We start from the raw sequence: 20,758 nt of genomic DNA on the forward strand, positions 1-20,758 counted from the left end.
GTACCAATGTGGGGGACCTTCCTCTCAGAACCCCTATCCATCGTCGGTTTGGTGGGCCGTTACCCCGCCAACTGCCTAATGGAACGCATGCCTATCTATCAGCGATGAATCTTTAGCAAATATTCCCATGCGGGATCCCTGCTTCATGCGGTATTAGTCCGACTTTCGCCGGGTTATCCCCCTCTGATAGGCAAGTTGCATACGCGTTACTCACCCGTGCGCCGGTCGCCGGCGGGTATCGCTACCCCCGCTGCCCCTCGACTTGCATGTGTTAAGCCTGTCGCTAGCGTTCATCCTGAGCCAGGATCAAACTCTTCGTTGTTTAAATTGTTTTATCATATCCTCGCTCCGGAATCCGTTTATCGTAGTCCAAAGTCATACTTCTATTGACGGTATCGATCCGGAAAATTTCTTTTCCTAATACTTGTACTACTTGTTGAATTATGTAAATCTCTCAAAGAACTCTTGTCGCTATCGTTTCTCGATTGCGGCTGCAAAGGTAAGGACTTTTTCTTAACCTCCAAATTTTTCGGTGAAAAATTTTCAAGTTTTTTTTCTCAAGCCGATCTCCGGGCGGTTGGAAATTATCGCTTGGCCTAGCCAACCTCATCCCCTACCCAAGGATACCTCCACGTTTTCATCATTTCTGAAGCGCCGTTCTCTCTCGAATGCGGGTGCAAAAGTAATGCTATAAAACATACAATCCAAATTTATCGGGCATTATTTTTTAGGCTTTTTTTTCAAGACTTAACAAGTTATATAATGTACGTACGATAAAACACAATATATAGTATCCTTTTTTCCAAAATCCACTCATACCCCCTCCTATTTAAATAAAATCTGTTTTCTGTTCACCCCATGTTTTTTTAATGAAAGATGTATGAATCCCTTCGTACGATAAAGGATCGCCTGATCAAAATTCAGACAGCTTGCCACCAAGTCCTCCAATAGTCGGTTGCGATCCACCGTGTAAATGTCTACCGCCTCCCCCTTCATATGTTGCGAGCTAGGGGCACCTCCCAACAATCGGTTTAACTCTTCGCTTCGATAGCCACTCATGATATACATAGGCTGTCGATGATATATACGCAAAGGTTCCAACAACCGTACCGTTAGATTCCGTATCGCCGGTATTACCTCCGAAGGCAACGCATTATTAAGTCCAAGTTCCACCGCCATCGCACTATAAACAAACTCGTCCATACGAAAATGCTCTGTCAATCTCTTCTCATCCTTTTCCATCTTAACTCAAATTTTCAATTTTCAATCCTTAATTTTCAATTTATAAGAGTAGTCCACCCCAAACAACGCACCGGCAAACGTACAGATCTCCCCAAATGCGACCAGCACGCTGTTATCTATCTCACCGGAAGGAGCCACCCAAAAACCACAGAATACTAAGGCAAGGCCGGCCACGCAAAGCAGCACGGCCATTACCAGTTGCACGTTAAATCTCACTCGGGCTATCACTATCAGAGCCACCAGCCTCCGCAGTGGCACCATCTTGGGAGATCCGTGAGTACTCCAGTGTCTTCTTCGTATCCTTCAACTCACCTCCCGGAGTGAAAATGATACGCGGCGGGCGCAGCATACTCGAATTGAAATCCTTTTTATCTGTTACACCATCACTACTCACCGAGATCCGAAAACTCCCGAAATCGCCGAACTTTACGATACGCCCCTCCTGAAGTTCCATATCTAATACGAAATTAAGGTTATCCAATACCGCCTTCACATCTGCCGACGACACCGTACTACGTGCCGAGATCAACTTACATAGCGTTTTCATACTAGAGGTACCATTCGTTTTCGACACCGCATAAAACTTTTTCTCTGAATCCTTCTCGCCCGGCTTCGACGGACGCAACACCAACTTAAAACCTTGTGCCATATCTTTTAATTTTTATGGTTATATACCCCTTATGGAGCACGACACAAAGGTAAGATGAGCCGGAAGAGGTCAGCGTCCGTGGTTTTATCCATCAAACAAATAGTATTCAACGAATTAAAAATAAAAATGCCCAAAAATTCCCCTTTTCAAAGACAACAAAAACCTGCTATTCTTAACTAACATTCAAATCCATATCTCTTTTAAAACTCATCCGTCACCTCCCTCTTTCCAGCGAGCACCAAGACTGCTTCCGCAGAATGCCCCGCCTCTCGCAAATGAGAAGCCAAGCCACGCACCGAGCCCGGATAATCAAACCCCATCAACAGGCAAGAGGCTATTTCCAAAGAGGAAGGGGGAGTCTCACGATCCGTAAACTCCACAAGCTTCACTAGCTCCAACAAGAGTTCCGGACGAAATGGGGAATACAACAAATCACCACGCACCGTATACTTACGTATATAACACCGTTCGCACTCCCGGTCATGCTCCATATACTTCCGGATAAATTTACGGTACGCCCCGGGCATCTTCCTATAATAATCTCCATATCCCAAACTACACACATCCATTTTCCAAGACTCCCGCTCATCCGGCCCCAACGTTACCAAGAACGCGTCAAAATTCTTCACCGTGGGCTTATGCCCCAATCTCTCTCTCAAACGCTCATAGATCTTTTTCATCATGCGAACGCAGGGGGAATGTTTATCCCTGCGCCGCATATGGCCGGACACCGTACTTACATACGGATTTTCAAATACATATATAAAAACAGAACCGGCCTTCTAAATCCCTTTACGGGAAAAGAAGACCGGTACAAAACCTTGACCTTATATCGATTCTACAAAATCTCTATCATCCTATCTTTTCATCACAAAACCCACATGGTTCTTTCTCTTTTCTTGCAAATGCCTCTGGGGAGGCTCTTCTTTTTTGACGCTATATTTAAATCAACATTAATAGCATAGGCCCTCACGGATAAATCCATAATTTACTTTTTATTTCGCTCTATTCATCCAACACCTCATATTTAGAATGCTGGCTCTTGAACTCGGGAACGATCTCCTTCATCCGCTTCACGATCTGCATATCCCCCTCCACGGCACAAGCACGTACCAAGGCATCAATCCGCAGATTGGCGTCAGCATAGTCATACGCACGGACTTGGGCGATCTTGATCTTCGGATGAAAAGTAGGCTTGGAGGTCTCCTCCTCATTGAGTACCTCCTCATACAACTTCTCCCCGTCTCGCAATCCCGTGAACCGGATCTCGATTCCCTTCACCCCGCTCAGACGGATCATACGCTCAGCCAGATCCACGATCCGTACAGGTTTACCCATATCGAACACGAAGATCTCTCCCCCATTACCCATCGTACCGGCCTCTAGGACCAGCTTACAAGCCTCCGGTATCAGCATGAAGAAACGAATGATATCCTTGTGCGTCACCGTAACAGGACCGCCCCGCTTGATCTGCTCCTTGAATAACGGGATCACGGAACCGTTCGATCCCAGCACATTGCCGAAACGAGTCGTCACGAATTGCGTACGCCCCCTCACCTTCCCATCCTTGATGGCTTGATCCAAGCTCTGCACGTAGATCTCGCAAATACGTTTCGAGCAGCCCATCACGTTCGTGGGATTCACCGCCTTGTCGGTCGATACCATCACGAACTTCCTCGTGCCGTATTTCACCGCCAAGTCTGCGATCACCCGGGTACCGTCCACGTTGTTGCGGACACTCTCCTCCGGATTATCCTCCATCATAGGTACATGCTTGTAAGCCGCAGCATGAAACACATAATCCGGACGATGCTCCTCGAACAATTCCTCCATGCGTTCACGCACACAAATATCGCTCACAACCGTATAGGATTCTATATCCGGCCACCTACGAGCCATCATCAAGCGGACATCGTGTAAGGGAGTCTCCGCCTGATCTATCAAGACCATACGTTCCGGGGCGAACTGGGCTACCTGCCGCACGATCTCACTACCGATACTTCCGGCGGCTCCTGTTATCAGAATCCGCTTACCGGTAAGCTGCTCCCTCACCGCCTCCAAGTCTATCTCGATCTTATCACGGGGCAGTAAATCCTCTATATTCACCTCCCTCAACTGGGTATGGTTCAAGTCGCTCCTCCCGTCCCACTCTTGGGCGGCAGGAGTCATATAGATCTTTATATTCGCCTTGATCAGCCTGTCCACCATCTCCTGATTATTCCGGATCGCCTCAACTTTCAATGGAGACACCAGCAAGACATTAGACCGTTTTTTCCTCATCACAGAAACCAATTCCTCATCATTCGGGTAAACCTTGACTCCCATTAAATATCGATACTCTATCTCCGCTATGTCCGAGATAAACCCCGCCAGCACAAACCGGGCCGGATCCTGATTCTGGATACTCTTCGCCAAACTCACCCCACCTTGCTTCACGCCATAGATAAACGCACGCTCCGCCTTAGCCACCCGGAAAGTACTCACATAAAAGAATTTAACGAACACACGCATCATCCACATCAAGCTCATAGCCAACAATGCGGAGAGGATCAGATCCCGTTTACGGATATACACCAAATAAGGAGAAAAGTCCGTCAACGCCTGAAACACGACCACGCAAATCAAGCCAAACAAGACGGCGAATCCCACCTTTTGCAAGTCCACGAAAGAGGAATAACGTATAATCCCCGAATAGGTATGGAACAGGCGAAAGCCTACCAGATAAGGAATCAGGCATACCAACAGCGTGACCAATAGATGTCCTAAGATATCCAAGGTTGATAATACGCCATTATTCAAGGTATGCACCAACAACGCAGAAAATAAGATCAAGCAGCAATCCAGCAAGATAATACCCCAATAGGGTAAGGATTTCTTGGAAAAGTACCAGGTAGATAGTCGAGAAAAAAGACTCATAATAATCTCAATATATTTTTCTTTAAACAATTTACGATATAGGCCATATCCTTAGCACATAAGGATCAGGGGGGTATCACTCATGTAAGCAAGTAAAATCCACATAAAAACCATAACTTAATTCTCTTTTATAATCGAAGCTAAATATTCTTCATGCAAACAATAGTATTTTTTCATAAATACCACATACAACAACGCCACCACCACTACTACCGCCAACAAATACAACCAATGTGCCGTTACGGTATCAGGTATCACATAGATAAATGCCAAAGAAACCGCCAACTGTAAACACATATATACCAACGACACTTTAACGTGACCAATCTTAAGTTCATTCGCCATCAACTGATAAGCATGTTTACGATGCGCTTGACCTAGATTCTCATGCAGTAGAACGCGATGTATTATCGTCAAACAACCATCCACACCATAAACCAATAAAAAGACCAAGTAAGTCACGTCCGTTGTCTTAATAATCAGACTGCCTATCATAAACAGCAAAATATAGGCTATACTTATAGAACCTACATCTCCGGCGAAGCACTTAGCCTTTCCCTTGGGACGAAAGTTAAAAAGACAGAACACCAAAACACTAAGTGCCGAAACGTAGATCAAAGACGGATCAACAAAACTGGACTTCTCGTTTACCAACATCAATGGAAGCAATACTGATAGAGAATAACCAGCCGTAATGCCATTTATACCATCCATGAAATTAATGATATTCGAGGCTCCCACACAAACGATAAGCGCCAACAACAACACCCACCACATATTCAGGCGCAATATATCCAATTGATAAAACATCATCACCATGGCAATGAATTGGCCCACCAAACGCACAGAATCAGGCAAGCTACGTACATCATCTATAAAACTTACGCCCCCAATTAAGGTAACGGCCATAAGAAACCACGGCGTAGAAAATCCAAAAAAGAAAGCCCATGTCCATAAACCCAGTAAAAAGATAATGCCACCACCTCTCAAGACAATAGAGGCATGGGAACTGCGCTCGTTGGGTTTATCAATGATATTAAACTTATCCGCTATATGGAAATAAAAAAGCTCCGCAAAAAATAGCAAAGCGAAAATCAGTACATAAAGCAAGCCGTTCATATCTTATCACTTCTTAAAGCTAAGAATAGTACAAGCCAATCCCTCTTTTGCGGATACCGGCATCTTTTGTAACCCCAAAGCCTTTTTTATTTTAGCATTACTTACCACATAATTCTCTGTCAGCTTCTGCATACGAAACGGATTGAGTGGAAGATGTAGCCATCCACCCATCTCTGCCATCACGTTCATTACCCCTTTAGGGATATACAAAATTCTCGTCTTCTTACCCAACGCCTCACAAATCACCTCGATTAATTCATTGGTAGACAACGGATCGTCATCAGCCATATGATAGATGCCGCTCTCTACCTTTTGAGTCAAGAAACCTTCTATCACTGTACAGAGGTTCTGTACGCTAGTGAATGAACGACGATTCTCAAATGCCCCAAGCGGCCAAGGAATCCCTTTACTCACTACATTATATAACAGATTCAAATTCCCCTTATTTCCCGGGCCATGAATCATACAAGGACGCATGATATATACCTGTTTGCCGGGATAGATAGAACTATCTCCAAACGCATGATACAAATTGCCTAACGCTTCAGGCGCAAACCTCTCGATGATATAGTTCTCAGCCTTGATTTTACTTTCACCGTACGGTCCTATGGGAACAGGTACACATTCTTCGGTTAGTATATCTCCTTGTACAGAATCAGCCGCACTTTTTACCGTAGAAAAAAAGATAAATTTCTTGATAGAAGGCCGAGCCAAAAACCAATCAAAAATTCGTTGGGTCAATCCCGTATTAATCTTAAAATAAGTATCTGCGGCATTCCTATTTTTAGTATCATGCGCTTTCCCCGCCAAATGGATCACCGCGTCAAATTCCGGCATCTCCTTATCTAAGTCATCCCAAGAAAAAGTCTTTATCACACCGTCCTTTTCCGAGGTAACAATATCCAAACCATAGAGGCCATGACGCACCTTCAAGGCAACAACCAGATTGGAACCCACAAAACCGTGGATCCCTGTTATTAATATATTCATCGTGAATTTATTTACGGCATGTCATTTCAAGTCTTCCAACTTGACCAACGGAGTCTTATCCCATTCTATGATAGAGTCAGCCTGTTTTACACTCATAAAGTCATAATGGCTCAACAAGCGTTGGAATTTACCAAAAGCACCCTTAATACCCACATAACTTTTAAATCGTCTCATAACAGGCAAGGATCGGATAATCGGTTGCCCCGTGTCAAAATCACGAGGATGGAAATAAGTCATCATATAGGTACAATCCTTAGCCCAATGATCAATCAGCCAATAAGGAAATAAACGGAAAAATCCTCCTCCCGAGAAAACGATATATTTTCCACATATTGCTTGTATATTAATAGGGAACTCCTTGATAAACCCACCGAAACCCAAGTCTATCCGTTTCGGAACACCCATTCCATAACTAGGCATTCCACCATAATCATGGGGGGCAGGGAACATAGAACAATCATACTCGAACCCCAACTCTCCCAAACAACGAAGTGCCCACGTATTATTTTTAGTAATCGAGAACCCCGGAGCACGAAAGGCGTTCACTTCTTCCCCTATTAGATCTTCTATCAACGATTTAGCCATAGCAGTATCCCTTTTGAAGTCTTTTTCATTGAAGCGAAAAGATAACTCATGCTGATACGAATGACAACCAATATGATGCCCTTGCTTTTGGATAGAACGAATCACACCAGGATGCCTTTCGGCTATCCAACCTAAACAGAAAAACGTCCCTTTCAAGTTTCGTTTATCCAACTCCTCCAAAATGCGATCCACCCCTTGATATATGCGAACCTCGTGTCTATCCCAGTCAAAATCCTCTGATATAAAATCACAATTATACCAGTCTTCGATGTCGAAAGTCAAGATATTCATCCTTTATCAAACTAAATCATAACTTGACAAATTCACGTCCCAATTCTTTATATCATATAGAGTATCATCAAAATATGATTTGTCAATCAAATTACAAGTAAAATGAAAATGTTTAGGTTCAAATCTATGAGGTATCTTAATCAATGAAACCGGAACAAAATCTAAATCCCCCACATACATGATCAAATCAATATCCTTTGATCGCTCTTGGTATATGGATCGTACCGCAAACTCAAAATTTGAGCGGTTCATAGGATATACATCTAAAAGAAAAGCGGTCTTAACTGGATTAAAATTTTGATGGCGATCTTTATGATCCTCTATTCGATAAACATACTTACAGCCTTTTATATCCCGTATTTCATATTGCCCCTTATTCCATCTATAACGGACTTTATCGAAAGACTCACGATCCTTCTCAAAAACAAAGGAACGAATCTTTTTCCCTTTAGATAAATGGGACATCTTGATCAAAGACCAAGAAAAAAGTCTAAAGAAAGGATCAAGCCATCTCATCCTCGGAATGATCGGACCAATCTTGATCGGAAGGATATAAGTGGTCAAACGGCCTATATCCTTTACCTTAAACCCTTTTATCATCACCGGATAAGACTCGTCATTCGGGAAACCAAACAACAATTTGCACCCTATGCCTCGGAGACAAGGCCAACAAGCCCTTTCCGTCTCATAAAAAGTAAAGAAATCCCGGTATTCCTTCTTTACCATTGAATCAAAACCTAGAGCCGCAATGAATTTCTCACCCTTCTTCTTATAATAAAAAGGCATATATACATAATAAGCGACTAAGAGGCCCTTGTCATACATCAAACTATGTACGGAATATCCCAATGGAGCATTAAAACACTCCTCACGAACCGTAAGGATATCTCTTTGCAAGCCAAATACCTCGAAAAAGAGTGTATTTATGGACTCTATCTCCGCATCGGATAACTCTCCGGTTTTTTTCACGACCGAATCCATATCACAGTTTTTGCGTTAATACCCTTTCTATATCCTCGAAACACTTCATCCCGGAGATCTCCTCCGGATCGAACTCGACACCAAACTCGGATTCCAACTCCACGATCAAATTCAAATGGCGCAAGGAATCCCATTTATCACAGTTCTGTTGGGATAACGCTTTTGTCGCACTCTCCAATCCTAGCACGTTCTTTAATACGAACAATATCTTTTCTTCCATACTATCAATATGTTATTTTATAATAGGATGGGATTTTTATCTCCGCACCCATGTTCAAATGGTAGAACTTGCTTCCGTCCTTATCCTGGCTATCCAAGACAAAATCGGTTCGCTCATAGAAGCCTGAAACTTGCATATTCTTAGCTGTCGGAATATAAGACGCTTTTACGAGCTTAACACCTCTATTCCTCAGTATATTAAGAATACCGGACAAGAAAACCTCCTCTATCCCTTTCCCCAGAATCCGGCAACTGAGCAAGAAACTATCGATCTCATACCCCCCATCGATAGGTCTCAACAATACCGCTCCGGTTATCCCATTATCCCCGAAACGATCCTTGACGGAAAGACAATAGATCAACCAGCCCTCGGAGGAAAATCCCATGAGATCCGACTCCGAATACCTTCGGGTCGTCAGATTGAACTGGTTCGTCTTATGGGTCATCTGGGCGATACGGGATACATTGAACGAGCTTATCGGTTCGATCCTCATCTCGATCTCCAGACTCTGTAGATACTGATCGAAATCCACAAATTTCTTTCGCTCCTGTGTACGGCTCGCATTCGCCTTGTACTGCTCGGTCTTCCGCCGATCCTCCTCCGTCACCGAATAGACACGGAAATAACGATCCGACAAGGAGATCAAGAAATCGGGTAGCATATAAGGCTGTTTTGGAAACTCGGGAACCTCCACCATCGGAAGCATTTGGCGGACCAACTCACGCTCCGTCGGGTTATCATCCACGAAGACGAGACTGTCCAGACCTATGTTCAGCTCCTCCGAAAGCTCCCTTATGTTATCCGCCTTGTTCCGCCAATTAATACGCCAAGCCGAGAAATGTTCCTTCCGTAACAACACGAAAGGATTCTTCTCCCACAAATCCAACACGTCCCGCTCGTTGTTCTTGCTACAGATCGTCAGTATGACACCTCTCTTGGCCAGTTCCAACAAGCCTTCCTGAAAATACAGGAACGCCTTGCCCGGATAATCACCTCCTATCTTTATTCCATCTATACCGTCCTCCCCGAGGACCCCCCCCCAAAGCGTATTGTCCAGATCCAATACCAGACACTTCTTCCGGCAGAGGCTTATCTCCCTCAAACGATCCTCAAACCAGCAAGAGAAGTCGGAAGCCAGCTTAGGGTTAATGCCCATTTGGGAAATAAAATAGAAACGCCAGTCAAATAATTGGCTGGAAGAATAACGGCGAGTGAAATCCGGCAGATCCATATACCGGACATTACACCTCTCCGAGGCGAGCGAGCGTAGATACTTGTTATAGGTCTCTATGCTCTCCTGTACCTCCCATTCTGAACCGACCCATTGAAACGGACAAAGATCAACCAAGGAGAAGACCAGCACGCTCTTATGTGCCGGTATCTTTTCTATTACCCACCTTAACTTATCGATATAGGATAACACCTCCTCCGCCACACGGCACCTATCAAACCCGAAAGGGACTTGGTAGAACCAGATATAGCGATCCGCCCCCTCTTCCAGCGAGGAAATATCCCCATAGCCGGAGTAACGAGCATCCAGATTCCCGAACAAAGGCTCAAGCGTGTTGTTCCGAAATATATAATATCTCATCTTAATATTCTATCAGCTTTGAGATTCTTAGATTTTCCAAGGAAAGATAAGCCGTTCCCCAGGCCAAGCCCGCCCCAAAACCGGCCATAAGCACATGCCGCCGTCTCGGGAAACTGCCGTCATACATGGTATGGACCATGTTCAAGGGAATGGAGGCGGCACTGGTATTGCCAAAATACCCCAAGCTATACGGCACCCTATCCAACGGGAACCTCAATTTCTTGGCGAAGAAATCCGTCATGAAACGGTTGGCCTGGTGGAAATGGATTATATCCACATCTTCGATCCCCATACCTAATACTTTCAATATCTCCTTTATACCCGAGGGAACAACCCGCAAACCAAAATTGAAGACATCCATTCCACGCATGTGCAACTGCTCACCGCTCAGGATATTTCCCTCCTCATCCACTTTACGCTCAAATCCCTCCGTGCTACTAGGATTCCGGTATCCCCCGTACGGTACACGGAGCATATCCGAACCACCCCCATCAGAATGAAGCACGAAACAGGAGGAGCCATATCCCTCGCCTTTCTCTATCAGCGTGGCGGTACCGGCGTCGCCGAACAACGGTGTCGTCACCTTGTCATGATCCGATACGGTCTTGGACATGGTCTCTCCCACCAGCAAAAGGACACGCCCTATCCCGTCTTGCGAGGCTAGGGAATAAGCGATGGATAGCCCATATACATATCCGGAGCAAGCCATATTGATATCAAACGCCATCACTGTTTTCGGCAAGCCCAAACGATCCTGCAAAGAAGGCGCCGTGGACGGTTGGCGGTAATCTGGAGTCTGGGAGATGAAGATAAGAGCTCCGATAGAATCCCGCTCGATACCATGATCCGAGAACAACCGTTCCGCAGCTTTACAGCACAGATCGGAGGAACAGACATCCCGCTCCGCTATCCTCCTCTCACGAATACCGATGGAATGGATGGTCTTATCCAGATCCTCCTTGGATATCAGATAATCCAGTTCTGAATTTCGCACAACCTTTTGGGGAACACAAGCTGAGACCGAATGAATCCCAACATCTGTATATTTCAGTATCGCCATAGACTACAAGACCGTAAATCCTCCATCGACAACAAGGCTGGCGCCCGTGGTGAAACCGCTTGCATCCGACAAGAAATAAATGATGGCCCACGCTATCTCTTCCGGAGAGGCCGCACGTTTCAAGGGATACTGACTCTTCGTACTGAGCAATTGCTCCTCCGTAAACTCCGAGCCATAAATAATGGGAGTATCGGTCATTCCTGGCAATACGGCGTTAACCCTGATCTTTTTGGAGGCTAATTCCACGGACAGCCCCCTCATCATACCTTGCACCGCACTTTTAGAGGCGGAGTACACCGAGTTCCCCGGGTGTACCGTCAGAGGTCCCTCTATGGAGGAGATAAAGACTATCGAAGAAGGCTTCCTTATCTTTTTTTGTTTTAGCAGGCCGGTTGTCAATAAAGTCGGGGCAAAGAAATTCACGTCGAAAAGATGCTGCATATCCTGTTTTTTTAGGAATGTCACCGGTATTGTCTTTACAATACCCGCAATATGAGCTATGCCATCCAAAGCGGGTAACCTATTTACCAAGAGCGAGAGATCCTCTTCCTTTCCTAAATCAGCCACCAATTGAATATGACTATCCCCCTGCAATAAGGAGAACGTATCACTCAACCGTTTCTCATCCCGTCCCGTAATCACGACCCCAGCACCTAATTTCGAGCACTCAACAGCCGTGGCCTTTCCTATACCGGAGGACGCTCCCGTCACCAAGATCGTCTTCCCTTCTAATGAATATGGATTATAACTCATAATTACTTATATTTCTACCAAATCACTTATCACTACATTTTCATCCAACTCAAAATAACCGGTTCCCCAGGACAGACCAACCCCAAAACCACAAATAGCAATCTTGCTTCTCCGTCCTCTCAACGAACAAGCTGTCACCAACGTCAAAGGTATGGAGGCGCTACTCGTATTGCCAAAAAGAGGCATGGAATACGGTACCTTCTCCTCCGGTAACTTCAATTTCTTCCGAATCTTATTATTCATGAAATAATTAGCTTGATGCATCACGAAATAATCCAAGGACTCTCGATCCAACGAGAAGCGCTCCATCAACAGGTTAAAACTTTGAGGAGCTTTCGTTATCCCGAACGAGAAAACGCTCATGCCATCCATCTCCGTGTTCAAGCGAGTCCTTCGTAAGCCCTCCGGAGTCGTATACACATCCAATGATTGGTTATCAAAAGGATGCCTATAGCCACCATCACGGATAATGATAGCCTCATACCCGCTTCCATCCGTAGAAAAATGAAAACGGACAGGCTCATATCCTTCTTGATATTCTAAAGCCGTGGCAGTTCCGGCATCACCAAATAAGGGATAGGCGCTCTTATCCAACGGTGAGGATTGCAAATGGCAGATTTCCCCGGAAAGGAGCAAGCCCTTCTTTATCTGCCCGGAGGACAGCAGGGAGGTGATCACGCTCAAACCATAAACCCAACCCGAACAACCCAAGGATATATCCATGGCATAGCAGCTCTCGGGCAGTCCCAAACGCTCCTGCAGGATACAGGACGTGGCCGGCAGGATGTAATCCGCCGTCTGGGAGACAAAGAGCAAGCACTCGATCTCCGATTTATCCCAACCTAGATCTTCTATAAGACGTTCCGCAGCCGAATAGCAAAGATCAGAGGAGCAAACCCCGGGATCAGCGATACGCCTTTCCCTAACGGAGGTAGAGGCGATGTATTTCTCCGCCTCACCTTCCTCAAAATAGGGATAATCCTTATTGTACTCCACATGTTTCGGAACTCCGGCTGAGATACCGGAGATCCGTACATTCTTGAATTCCAGAAAAGCCATCAGAGACGGGATTTTACGATTTCGTAAAGATCATTGACCGTTTGCGAATTACGCACATCGTCACCCTTGATCTTCACGTCATACTCCTCATCTATCATGGCGATCACGGACAAGGCCGTCAACGAGGACCACTCTTCCAACTCCTTGAACTTTGTTTCCGGAGTAAACACGCTTGCATCAGTATCATCGAACTGATCGGCGAAATTTTGAATGAATTCTTTTATTTCCATAATGTCATTACTTTTTTGATTAATAAATGAATCAATGAATCTGATAATATATTTTTCTTTAACTTCAATATAGGCCCGGACAAGAATCCATAGGTACAAATAATCGAGGCGTCAAACCATGTGAATATATACTTATCGTTTTTCCTGTTCTTCAGTTTCTTGAGCACATAGTCGCAGATAGTCCATGGATACATCTTTATAACAACCTTCCTATCTCCAACATAAATATCATTAAAAGTGAGTTCTCTCAGAATATTTAGCTCTTGTTTAGATGGGCATGAAGCAAAGCGAAGTAAAGTAGTCACGCCTATATCCTCAAAAAGAGAAGATAGATCGTGTTTCAACACATCAGAGTTCATTACAAAATCCAAGAATCCTTCCATCAAGCTTAAAATATATTGATTTTTCCCTTTAACGGAATCGGATATAACATCTGGTGAAAATTCCGGATATATTATCCCATTCTCCTTACGATACTTTAGCAATGTGGAATCATTAGAGGCAGAAAAATAATTTTCCAACACATATACCAATGCAAATAAATTATAAGAATATTCTATATTCTTGATATAATCCTCAAAATAATATCCAGCTTCATAATCTCCTATGCTTGAGATTGAATGACGGGTATTTCTCATTCCAAAGAAAAATGATAAATAAGAAAATGGATTTTGTTCACGATGCAATATATAATTTAATATGCGGTTTGTATTACCATTCCAACCAATATCCACTATTCCTATTTTGGGACTATCCAAGAATCCTTCCTGTCGCAAATACGAGAGTAGCAAACATCTAGCCTCCTTTGATTTTTTCAACAAAGTCATAGATAAAGAAGACCGCCTTATTCTATCATAAAATAACGATTGCTTTCCCCTATCTAAAGGCTCATCCAACTCGTCAGCACTAAATTTATCCATAAACTCGCACTCCTCCAACCGTAACGAGGAAAACAACTGACGAGGAGTATACCCTGTTATATCAGAAAAAACTAATCCAAATTCATAGTCAGATAAATCATAGAAACAAGAGATAAAGACCACTTTTCTTGATATATATAGATAATGAAAACTCATTCCCGGAAACAAATGGCGCAGCCTCAACGCCATCCGATACCAGACGAAGCTATCCCTAGCCAGAAAAAACAGATTGTCCACGCCTCTATCCCTGGCGGCACACAAGACATTATACACAAACAAGAAGTAAGGAACCAGCAATACGTCCACGAAAAAATCCAGACGATCCGAACCGGGAAGGGATAATCGATAGGCCCGAGCCAACCCCGACAAATAAGAAGGCAGGAATTTCCTATAGGGAGACCGCGTATCATTCTGCCACAGATTCTCTGAAGGGGTATAAGGAAGATAAATCCTCCTTGACCGAATAAGCATAGACTTAGGCACGTAATAATCGCTATATGTATTATCCCCTACATGCTTCCATGAGCATCTCGATATCTTCTCTTCCCTTTGAATATACCGGAATAAATTCCCGGAATACTTTGTCAAGCCGATCTCCCCGGATACATATATCCGGTCCCCCTCTTCCCAGAAGCCAAACCTCCGCAATTGGAACCTCAGGAAATCGGAAGGCAAATACATATCCGATATGAACAATATCCGCTTTCCTCTTTTCCGGTAGTCACGTATCAAATCCAAGACTTGCCGTACCGGAGATAAATTCTCACGCTCCACGTCCAGTTCCAACCGCTTAAGAGCTGGTATCGACAAATTCGGAAAAGATTCCAAGCTAAGATTACGGTATATATCATCCAAGGAGACATCCTCCTTGCCGGAATTTCTCCTTGCGGTTTTCTCCGCATTCAAACGGGAATTGATCAAATCTTTCAGATAAGACCTATCAACCTCTCCCAATGCACGATCTGCCCATATACGAAAGATATTATCAGAAGATCCACACTTCCGGACAAGGCAGGTATCAAAAATGTCGAAAGAATACGTCTTTACCATCTCAAGGAATCATAAACCAGTTTCAATTGCTCCGCATATACCTCTTCTGTAAAAGAGTTTATGGCCTTCTCTTTCGCCCTATCCCGAATATCAGTTGTATCCATACTCAAGACCTTTTCCATCAATACGGTTAACTCATCATTGGTATTAAACAAGAATCCAGTTTTTCCATGTTCTATCAATTCCGGAGTACCACCAGAATTCCTACCTATAACCAAACAGTCATTTAACATTGCCTCAGCAGTTACCCGTCCAAATGCCTCATGCTTTGAACACATCAATAGCGCAATAGCCTTTCTCATCAACTCTTTGGAATCAGACCGATACCCCAATAGCACTACTTTCTCTTGAAGATTTTCCTTCTGTATGACAGCTTGAATCATCTTAACAATATGAGTTGGTCCCGTACCCGCAATATACAATTGCAGACCTCTACCTTTCAACATCTTTGAAAAAGAATATATAGCATCGAAAATACCTTTTTTCTCACTCAAGCCCCCACAATACAGAAAATAAGATTCCTTCTTTTCTCTTATATTATGAAGATTACGAACAGAGTCTACCGCATTATAAATAACTCTAGCTTTCGCTCCTTGAATATGAAAATGCTCTTTTACGGCCTCCGACACACAGATAATAGAATCTGACTCATTAAAATCTTTACATAATTTCTTAAACGGCTTAAAGGGCCTCATATTAAAATCCAAATCCAAGAACTCTCTTATATGCCATACATGTTTAACTCTTAAATATCTAGCAGCATAAAAACCAACAGATACTCTGGCATTATTCGTATGAACAATCTCCACCTTATGAGCTAATATAAAACGAACAACCTCATAAACAGCGCAAACATTTAGAATACTAAAATAAAAGAAATGCATCCAATATCCCAAAAAATTATAGTGAGAGGCACAATTATATCTATATCTAATTATTTTACACGAAATCCCCATTGATTTTATCTTATCGACCAACGGCCCATCATTTGGTAAAATAACAAAGCAATTATACTTATCACATATTGAAAGCATATTCAATAGTGATTGATTAGCCCCATATAAATGAGAGGAGCAAGCGACAAAAAGTATATTCATATCAGAGACCTTTTAAATACAGCTAATCACATAACATCCTACAAAGTAAAGATCATATAATTTTTCAATATATAGAAATTCTCCAAAAGCCAATAACAGAAAAACAAAAATACTAGAGTTTCTTTTATTATCTTCTTTTTATTTTGAGCACACAAATTCACCAGCAAATAAGTTATTATCAAATAATTTTGCTGCCAAAAGCGTTCATAAACATAATGGGAAATATCTATTGCAGATAAACACATAGTCATAATCACAACGAAATACAAATATTTAACAAGAAAAAAATTCACATTATCGCATGTATTTCTTTTTCTCAAAGCATATACAATTATCATTAGTGATATAACAAGCATTATCATTTTCTTAACCATAGACACAAAATACGTAATATCTCCCCACGGATATTCTTCATCTATATATCTTTCCAATGCATACAGAGGAATATTATCATTATTCATATAATCTATAATGATAAAAAAAATCTGATTAGACAACAAAGAAAGACAAACACCCAATACAAATATACAAACAGACGTTCTAATTTTCGTAAATGGTATAAAAGCTAGCAGCATTGGTAAGAAATTCATAGCTAAAGTTGGATGAATCCATATTGACAATAAAACAAATATAAAATTAAAATATTTTTTCTTTTCCATCGATGAAATGAACCCATAAAAGAATAAAGAATAAGCTAAAAAAGCTCTCAGAACATTTGCATTCATGAAGAAAAGGAATATATTTGCAAAAAACAAGAACAATAAATATTTATTCTTACATAAAGAAGCTATTTTAAACACAAAGAAATATCCAATTACAAACACAGACAATCGAAAGCAATAATAACTATCACAAACAGAAAACAGAAAGACAAAAAACTGAGAAAATGTACTTACTGTATCAAATGTATTTGGAGATGCTTTATAAGTAATAAATTCTATTTTATAATTCAAGAAGTCTGAAGCAAAAAGCGAATACGTAGACAATACTACAAAAATAATATAGCATACAATACAAACAACATCTTTTCTTTTCAAACTTATGCGTAAAACAGAAAGACCGAATGTAATAAATATCCATATATTATATAAAATCCAAACGATTAAATAGAGACTATCTGTTTGATATTTCAATAAATCTAAACTCATGACTACAACTCATTTTTTGCACATCATCCCATAAACACCATCCGAAAATTCTTTTGTAACCGAGGATTCCTTACGAGAAGGATGATTATCTAAAAGATGATTATTGCAAATAGGGATGAATGTAAATAAATCGACTAACCTTAGCGATATGCTTCCTGTTAACGTAATAAATCAATAGACCTATCCCTTAAACAACAATCTACCGATCTATCTTGTTAAACCTAATAACCCTAACCGCCAGTTCCTATAAACCAACGAAACAAAGCAAAACACTTCCACCCCTACGGCCATTACCGTAACCGTATACATGGTTATGCTTCCTGTCAGCCACAACAAGCCCATAGCCGTCAAGAAAAACAGACAATTTCCAACCATCACTCTCATATACACGGACGAATAGCCTAGCGGGACCAGACGATTTCCTCCAAGGAAACCATTGATAGATGTCAAGATCGCAGAGATTCCCAACAATCGCATAATGACAGAAGCCTCCTCTATATGTTCTCCGGCGAGAAGATACACCAGCCAGTCACTGCCGATGAACATACTAATGTAGAAAAACAAAGCGATCCCTACCGACAAGAACATCACATGATTGATGAAACGAATATTCCGTTCACGGGAGATCTTCGGGAAAACAGCTTGCGCTATCATGGAGGCTGGGAGTTTCATCAAATGAAGCACCTTATCCGCCATATCATAAATAGAAACCTCAGACATCCCCAGGAAAGAGCCGATCACCAATTTATTAACGTTCACATAAATCTGCGTGGACAGGATCGAAACAAACAAGGGCAAGCTCTCCTTATAGGCCGATCGCAATTCCCTTACCGGCATCAAGGATAACCTTACTCTCTCTTTTCCCAACACGATATATAAAGAGAGACAACCCGCCAGTATAGCCCCGATCCCGTTTAACAAGGGGATCAGCAAATAATCCTCTTGCCGATGGACAAACAAGAATATAGCAACCACGAACAACAGGCGGGCAGATAGGTTCACGAATGTGATATATTTCATTTTCTCAATCCCCTGAAAGAACCAGATAGGTAACAGAAGCTCGTTGAATGTCAAAAGGAAAGAGAGGACATACACCCAATAATGATCCTCAAAGAACGGAACCATACTGATGACCGATAAATACAGGACTAGGCAAACAAGCCATAAAATGAACTTACACCAATAAATGGATGTGACGATCCGGGATAATCTTGCCCTATCCTGCTTGTAAATCGCCACGTTCCTCGCTCCGGACATATTGAACCCGAAGTTGATCACCAGCGATACATAGTTTATTATAGATTGAGCGAATATGATCACGCCATACAATTCCAAGCCTATAACCCGAAGCAAGTAAGGATAGGTAAGCAATGGAAATAGAATAGCGAATACCTGCAGCAAACTCAGATAGGAAAAATTAGCCAGTATGGTCTTATTCCTTCCCAGCCTCTCTTGTAAAGCCATCATCTAAAGATTCAATCCCTACCGAAGATATCCCTCGTATAGACCTTTCCCGACACATCGTCCAGACAATCATCATAACGATTGGCTATGATGGCGTGGCTCATCTCCTTGAAACGGGCGAGATCATTCACCACGGCACTGCCGAAGAAAGAACTCCCGTCTTCCAATGCAGGCTCATAGACGATCACCTTGGCCCCTTTCGCCTTGATACGTTTCATCACGCCTTGAATAGAGGACTGGCGAAAATTGTCACTGTTCGATTTCATCGTCAAACGGTATACACCCACGACGCATTCTCGCTCCTCGGAGCACCGGAAACTGTTCCTCTCGCTATAATCGTAATACCCGGCCTTGCGCAACACCTGGTCCGCAATAAAATCCTTCCGGGTATGATTGCTCTCCACGATCGCGGTCATCATATTTTGAGGGACATCCTGATAATTGGCGAGCAACTGCTTGGTGTCCTTCGGCAGACAGTAGCCTCCGTAACCAAAGCTGGGATTGTTATAATGCGTGCCAATACGAGGATCCAGCCCCACGCCCTGGATGATGGCACTCGAATCCAAACCTTTCACCTCCGCATAGGTATCCAACTCGTTAAAATAACTTACACGCAAAGCCAGATAGGTATTAGCAAACAACTTCACGGCCTCGGCCTCCTTCATTCCCATGAATAGCGCCGGAATATCCTGTTTAATGGCACCTTCTTGAAGCAGGGCGGCGAACGTGTGGGCAGCCTTCTCCAAACCCGGAATATCCGCAATCCTCTCGATCGCCTCATTCTCCGCATTGAATTGCTCATCGCTTAGCAATTTGGGATAACCAACGATTATACGGCTGGGATAAAGATTGTCATAAAGCGCCTTGCTCTCACGCAAAAACTCCGGAGAAAACAGCAGATTGAGTCGCTCAATACCCTTTTGGGCGTATCTCAGATAAAGACTCCGGCAATATCCGACCGGAATGGTCGACTTGATCACCATCACCGCCCTTGGATTAACACTCAATACCAGATCGATCACATCCTCAATATGGTGCGTATCAAAATAGTTCTTCACCGGATCATAATTGGTAGGAGCCGCAATAACGATGAAATCGGCATCACGATAAGCGGACGCTCCATCAAGCGTAGCCGTCAAGTTCAACTCCTTCTCCTTTAGGTATTTTTCGATATACTCATCCTGAATAGGAGATTGCTTCCGGTTTAGCGTCTCCACCTTCTCCGGTATAACGTCAACCGCAGTGACCGGATGATGCTGTGCCAACAGCGTAGCAATACTCAACCCGACATAACCGGTTCCAGCTACAGCAATTTTGATTTCCTCTGACATAATGATTATTGTATATAAGTAGTCACTTCAGATCCGTAACAGACCCAAAGCATTTGTTTTGA

At 42.9% G+C, this 20,758-nt stretch carries 20 protein-coding genes and 1 rRNA gene; all 21 read right to left on the reverse strand.

All coding sequences use genetic code 11. The features are described from left to right. A 16S ribosomal RNA gene (locus tag NBH07_RS17850) occupies positions 1 to 322 on the reverse strand; the annotation flags it as partial. A 503-nt stretch (positions 323 to 825) separates the two neighbouring features. Then, positions 826 to 1,242 carry a D-Ala-D-Ala carboxypeptidase family metallohydrolase gene (locus NBH07_RS17855; RefSeq protein WP_009018668.1) on the reverse strand — a complete coding sequence of 139 codons (417 nt, stop codon included), beginning with the start codon at positions 1,240 to 1,242 and terminating at the stop codon, positions 826 to 828. A 21-nt stretch (positions 1,243 to 1,263) separates the two neighbouring features. Beyond that, entirely contained in the window at positions 1,264 to 1,458 is a 195-nt protein-coding gene (locus NBH07_RS17860) for a hypothetical protein (protein WP_140394020.1), read from the reverse strand. Next, on the reverse strand, positions 1,448 to 1,891 hold the full coding sequence (locus tag NBH07_RS17865; RefSeq protein ID WP_008774393.1) for an HU family DNA-binding protein: 444 nt from the start codon (positions 1,889 to 1,891) through the stop codon (positions 1,448 to 1,450). The genes NBH07_RS17860 and NBH07_RS17865 overlap by 11 nt, the downstream gene beginning before the upstream one ends. A 200-nt stretch (positions 1,892 to 2,091) precedes the next feature. After that, the gene (locus NBH07_RS17870; protein WP_008777799.1) at positions 2,092 to 2,574 is read right to left on the reverse strand and encodes a hypothetical protein; all 483 of its coding nucleotides are present in this window, start codon (positions 2,572 to 2,574) and stop codon (positions 2,092 to 2,094) included. A gap of 322 nt (positions 2,575 to 2,896) precedes the next feature. Beyond that, positions 2,897 to 4,807: a polysaccharide biosynthesis protein gene (locus NBH07_RS17875; protein WP_009018667.1), complete on the reverse strand. Its 1,911-nt coding sequence runs from the start codon at positions 4,805 to 4,807 to the stop codon at positions 2,897 to 2,899. Positions 4,808 to 4,924: 117 nt separating this feature from the next. After that, positions 4,925 to 5,926: an MraY family glycosyltransferase gene (locus NBH07_RS17880; RefSeq protein WP_156682413.1), complete on the reverse strand. Its 1,002-nt coding sequence runs from the start codon at positions 5,924 to 5,926 to the stop codon at positions 4,925 to 4,927. A gap of 6 nt (positions 5,927 to 5,932) precedes the next feature. Continuing rightward, positions 5,933 to 6,916 (reverse strand): NAD-dependent epimerase/dehydratase family protein, encoded by a 984-nt coding sequence (locus tag NBH07_RS17885; protein WP_009018665.1) that lies wholly within the window; start codon positions 6,914 to 6,916, stop codon positions 5,933 to 5,935. A 21-nt stretch (positions 6,917 to 6,937) separates the two neighbouring features. Continuing rightward, a complete protein-coding gene (locus NBH07_RS17890) occupies positions 6,938 to 7,792 on the reverse strand; it encodes a polysaccharide deacetylase family protein (RefSeq protein WP_009018664.1) in 855 nt (284 codons plus the stop codon). A gap of 6 nt (positions 7,793 to 7,798) precedes the next feature. Next, on the reverse strand, positions 7,799 to 8,773 hold the full coding sequence (locus NBH07_RS17895) for a hypothetical protein (RefSeq protein WP_009018663.1): 975 nt from the start codon (positions 8,771 to 8,773) through the stop codon (positions 7,799 to 7,801). 1 nt (position 8,774) lies between these two features. Then, positions 8,775 to 8,993: an acyl carrier protein gene (locus tag NBH07_RS17900; protein WP_009018662.1), complete on the reverse strand. Its 219-nt coding sequence runs from the start codon at positions 8,991 to 8,993 to the stop codon at positions 8,775 to 8,777. 4 nt (positions 8,994 to 8,997) lie between these two features. After that, complete coding sequence (locus tag NBH07_RS17905) at positions 8,998 to 10,584, reverse strand: HAD-IIIC family phosphatase (RefSeq protein ID WP_009018661.1); 1,587 nt, start codon at positions 10,582 to 10,584, stop codon at positions 8,998 to 9,000. Between the two features lies 1 nt (position 10,585). After that, entirely contained in the window at positions 10,586 to 11,578 is a 993-nt protein-coding gene (locus NBH07_RS17910; RefSeq protein ID WP_232284163.1) for a 3-oxoacyl-ACP synthase III family protein, read from the reverse strand. 69 nt (positions 11,579 to 11,647) lie between these two features. Beyond that, entirely contained in the window at positions 11,648 to 12,397 is a 750-nt protein-coding gene (locus tag NBH07_RS17915; protein WP_009018659.1) for an SDR family NAD(P)-dependent oxidoreductase, read from the reverse strand. Between the two features lie 6 nt (positions 12,398 to 12,403). Next, the gene (locus NBH07_RS17920) at positions 12,404 to 13,456 is read right to left on the reverse strand and encodes a 3-oxoacyl-ACP synthase III family protein (protein WP_039849078.1); all 1,053 of its coding nucleotides are present in this window, start codon (positions 13,454 to 13,456) and stop codon (positions 12,404 to 12,406) included. Then, positions 13,456 to 13,686: an acyl carrier protein gene (locus NBH07_RS17925; RefSeq protein ID WP_009018657.1), complete on the reverse strand. Its 231-nt coding sequence runs from the start codon at positions 13,684 to 13,686 to the stop codon at positions 13,456 to 13,458. Before NBH07_RS17925 ends, NBH07_RS17920 begins: the two co-directional genes overlap by 1 nt. Beyond that, the gene (locus tag NBH07_RS17930; protein WP_009018656.1) at positions 13,677 to 15,656 is read right to left on the reverse strand and encodes a hypothetical protein; all 1,980 of its coding nucleotides are present in this window, start codon (positions 15,654 to 15,656) and stop codon (positions 13,677 to 13,679) included. Before NBH07_RS17930 ends, NBH07_RS17925 begins: the two co-directional genes overlap by 10 nt. Continuing rightward, positions 15,650 to 16,753, reverse strand: coding sequence for a glycosyltransferase (locus NBH07_RS17935; protein ID WP_009018655.1), 1,104 nt, complete (start codon positions 16,751 to 16,753; stop codon positions 15,650 to 15,652). Before NBH07_RS17935 ends, NBH07_RS17930 begins: the two co-directional genes overlap by 7 nt. A gap of 38 nt (positions 16,754 to 16,791) precedes the next feature. Further along, complete coding sequence (locus NBH07_RS17940) at positions 16,792 to 17,901, reverse strand: EpsG family protein (protein WP_009018654.1); 1,110 nt, start codon at positions 17,899 to 17,901, stop codon at positions 16,792 to 16,794. 207 nt (positions 17,902 to 18,108) lie between these two features. Then, positions 18,109 to 19,368: an oligosaccharide flippase family protein gene (locus tag NBH07_RS17945; protein ID WP_039849076.1), complete on the reverse strand. Its 1,260-nt coding sequence runs from the start codon at positions 19,366 to 19,368 to the stop codon at positions 18,109 to 18,111. A gap of 8 nt (positions 19,369 to 19,376) precedes the next feature. After that, complete coding sequence (locus tag NBH07_RS17950; protein ID WP_009018652.1) at positions 19,377 to 20,696, reverse strand: nucleotide sugar dehydrogenase; 1,320 nt, start codon at positions 20,694 to 20,696, stop codon at positions 19,377 to 19,379. Positions 20,697 to 20,758: the final 62 nt, after the last annotated feature.

This window comes from Parabacteroides sp. B2-S-102 (assembly GCF_023656665.1).
Taxonomy (GTDB): domain Bacteria; phylum Bacteroidota; class Bacteroidia; order Bacteroidales; family Tannerellaceae; genus Parabacteroides; species Parabacteroides distasonis.

What these genes read in the sequence shown, in the direction of transcription:
- NBH07_RS17855 (WP_009018668.1), bottom strand. Translation starts at nt 1,242, where the DNA reads ATGGAAAAGGATGAGAAGAGATTGACAGAGCATTTTCGTATGGACGAG.
- NBH07_RS17865 (WP_008774393.1), bottom strand. Translation starts at nt 1,891, where the DNA reads ATGGCACAAGGTTTTAAGTTGGTGTTGCGTCCGTCGAAGCCGGGCGAG.
- NBH07_RS17870 (WP_008777799.1), bottom strand. Translation starts at nt 2,574, where the DNA reads ATGATGAAAAAGATCTATGAGCGTTTGAGAGAGAGATTGGGGCATAAG.
- NBH07_RS17875 (WP_009018667.1), bottom strand. Translation starts at nt 4,807, where the DNA reads ATGAGTCTTTTTTCTCGACTATCTACCTGGTACTTTTCCAAGAAATCC.
- NBH07_RS17880 (WP_156682413.1), bottom strand. Translation starts at nt 5,926, where the DNA reads ATGAACGGCTTGCTTTATGTACTGATTTTCGCTTTGCTATTTTTTGCG.
- NBH07_RS17885 (WP_009018665.1), bottom strand. Translation starts at nt 6,916, where the DNA reads ATGAATATATTAATAACAGGGATCCACGGTTTTGTGGGTTCCAATCTG.
- NBH07_RS17890 (WP_009018664.1), bottom strand. Translation starts at nt 7,792, where the DNA reads ATGAATATCTTGACTTTCGACATCGAAGACTGGTATAATTGTGATTTT.
- NBH07_RS17895 (WP_009018663.1), bottom strand. Translation starts at nt 8,773, where the DNA reads ATGGATTCGGTCGTGAAAAAAACCGGAGAGTTATCCGATGCGGAGATA.
- NBH07_RS17900 (WP_009018662.1), bottom strand. Translation starts at nt 8,993, where the DNA reads ATGGAAGAAAAGATATTGTTCGTATTAAAGAACGTGCTAGGATTGGAG.
- NBH07_RS17905 (WP_009018661.1), bottom strand. Translation starts at nt 10,584, where the DNA reads ATGAGATATTATATATTTCGGAACAACACGCTTGAGCCTTTGTTCGGG.
- NBH07_RS17915 (WP_009018659.1), bottom strand. Translation starts at nt 12,397, where the DNA reads ATGAGTTATAATCCATATTCATTAGAAGGGAAGACGATCTTGGTGACG.
- NBH07_RS17920 (WP_039849078.1), bottom strand. Translation starts at nt 13,456, where the DNA reads ATGGCTTTTCTGGAATTCAAGAATGTACGGATCTCCGGTATCTCAGCC.
- NBH07_RS17925 (WP_009018657.1), bottom strand. Translation starts at nt 13,686, where the DNA reads ATGGAAATAAAAGAATTCATTCAAAATTTCGCCGATCAGTTCGATGAT.
- NBH07_RS17930 (WP_009018656.1), bottom strand. Translation starts at nt 15,656, where the DNA reads ATGGTAAAGACGTATTCTTTCGACATTTTTGATACCTGCCTTGTCCGG.
- NBH07_RS17935 (WP_009018655.1), bottom strand. Translation starts at nt 16,753, where the DNA reads ATGAATATACTTTTTGTCGCTTGCTCCTCTCATTTATATGGGGCTAAT.
- NBH07_RS17940 (WP_009018654.1), bottom strand. Translation starts at nt 17,901, where the DNA reads ATGAGTTTAGATTTATTGAAATATCAAACAGATAGTCTCTATTTAATC.
- NBH07_RS17945 (WP_039849076.1), bottom strand. Translation starts at nt 19,368, where the DNA reads ATGATGGCTTTACAAGAGAGGCTGGGAAGGAATAAGACCATACTGGCT.
- NBH07_RS17950 (WP_009018652.1), bottom strand. Translation starts at nt 20,696, where the DNA reads ATGTCAGAGGAAATCAAAATTGCTGTAGCTGGAACCGGTTATGTCGGG.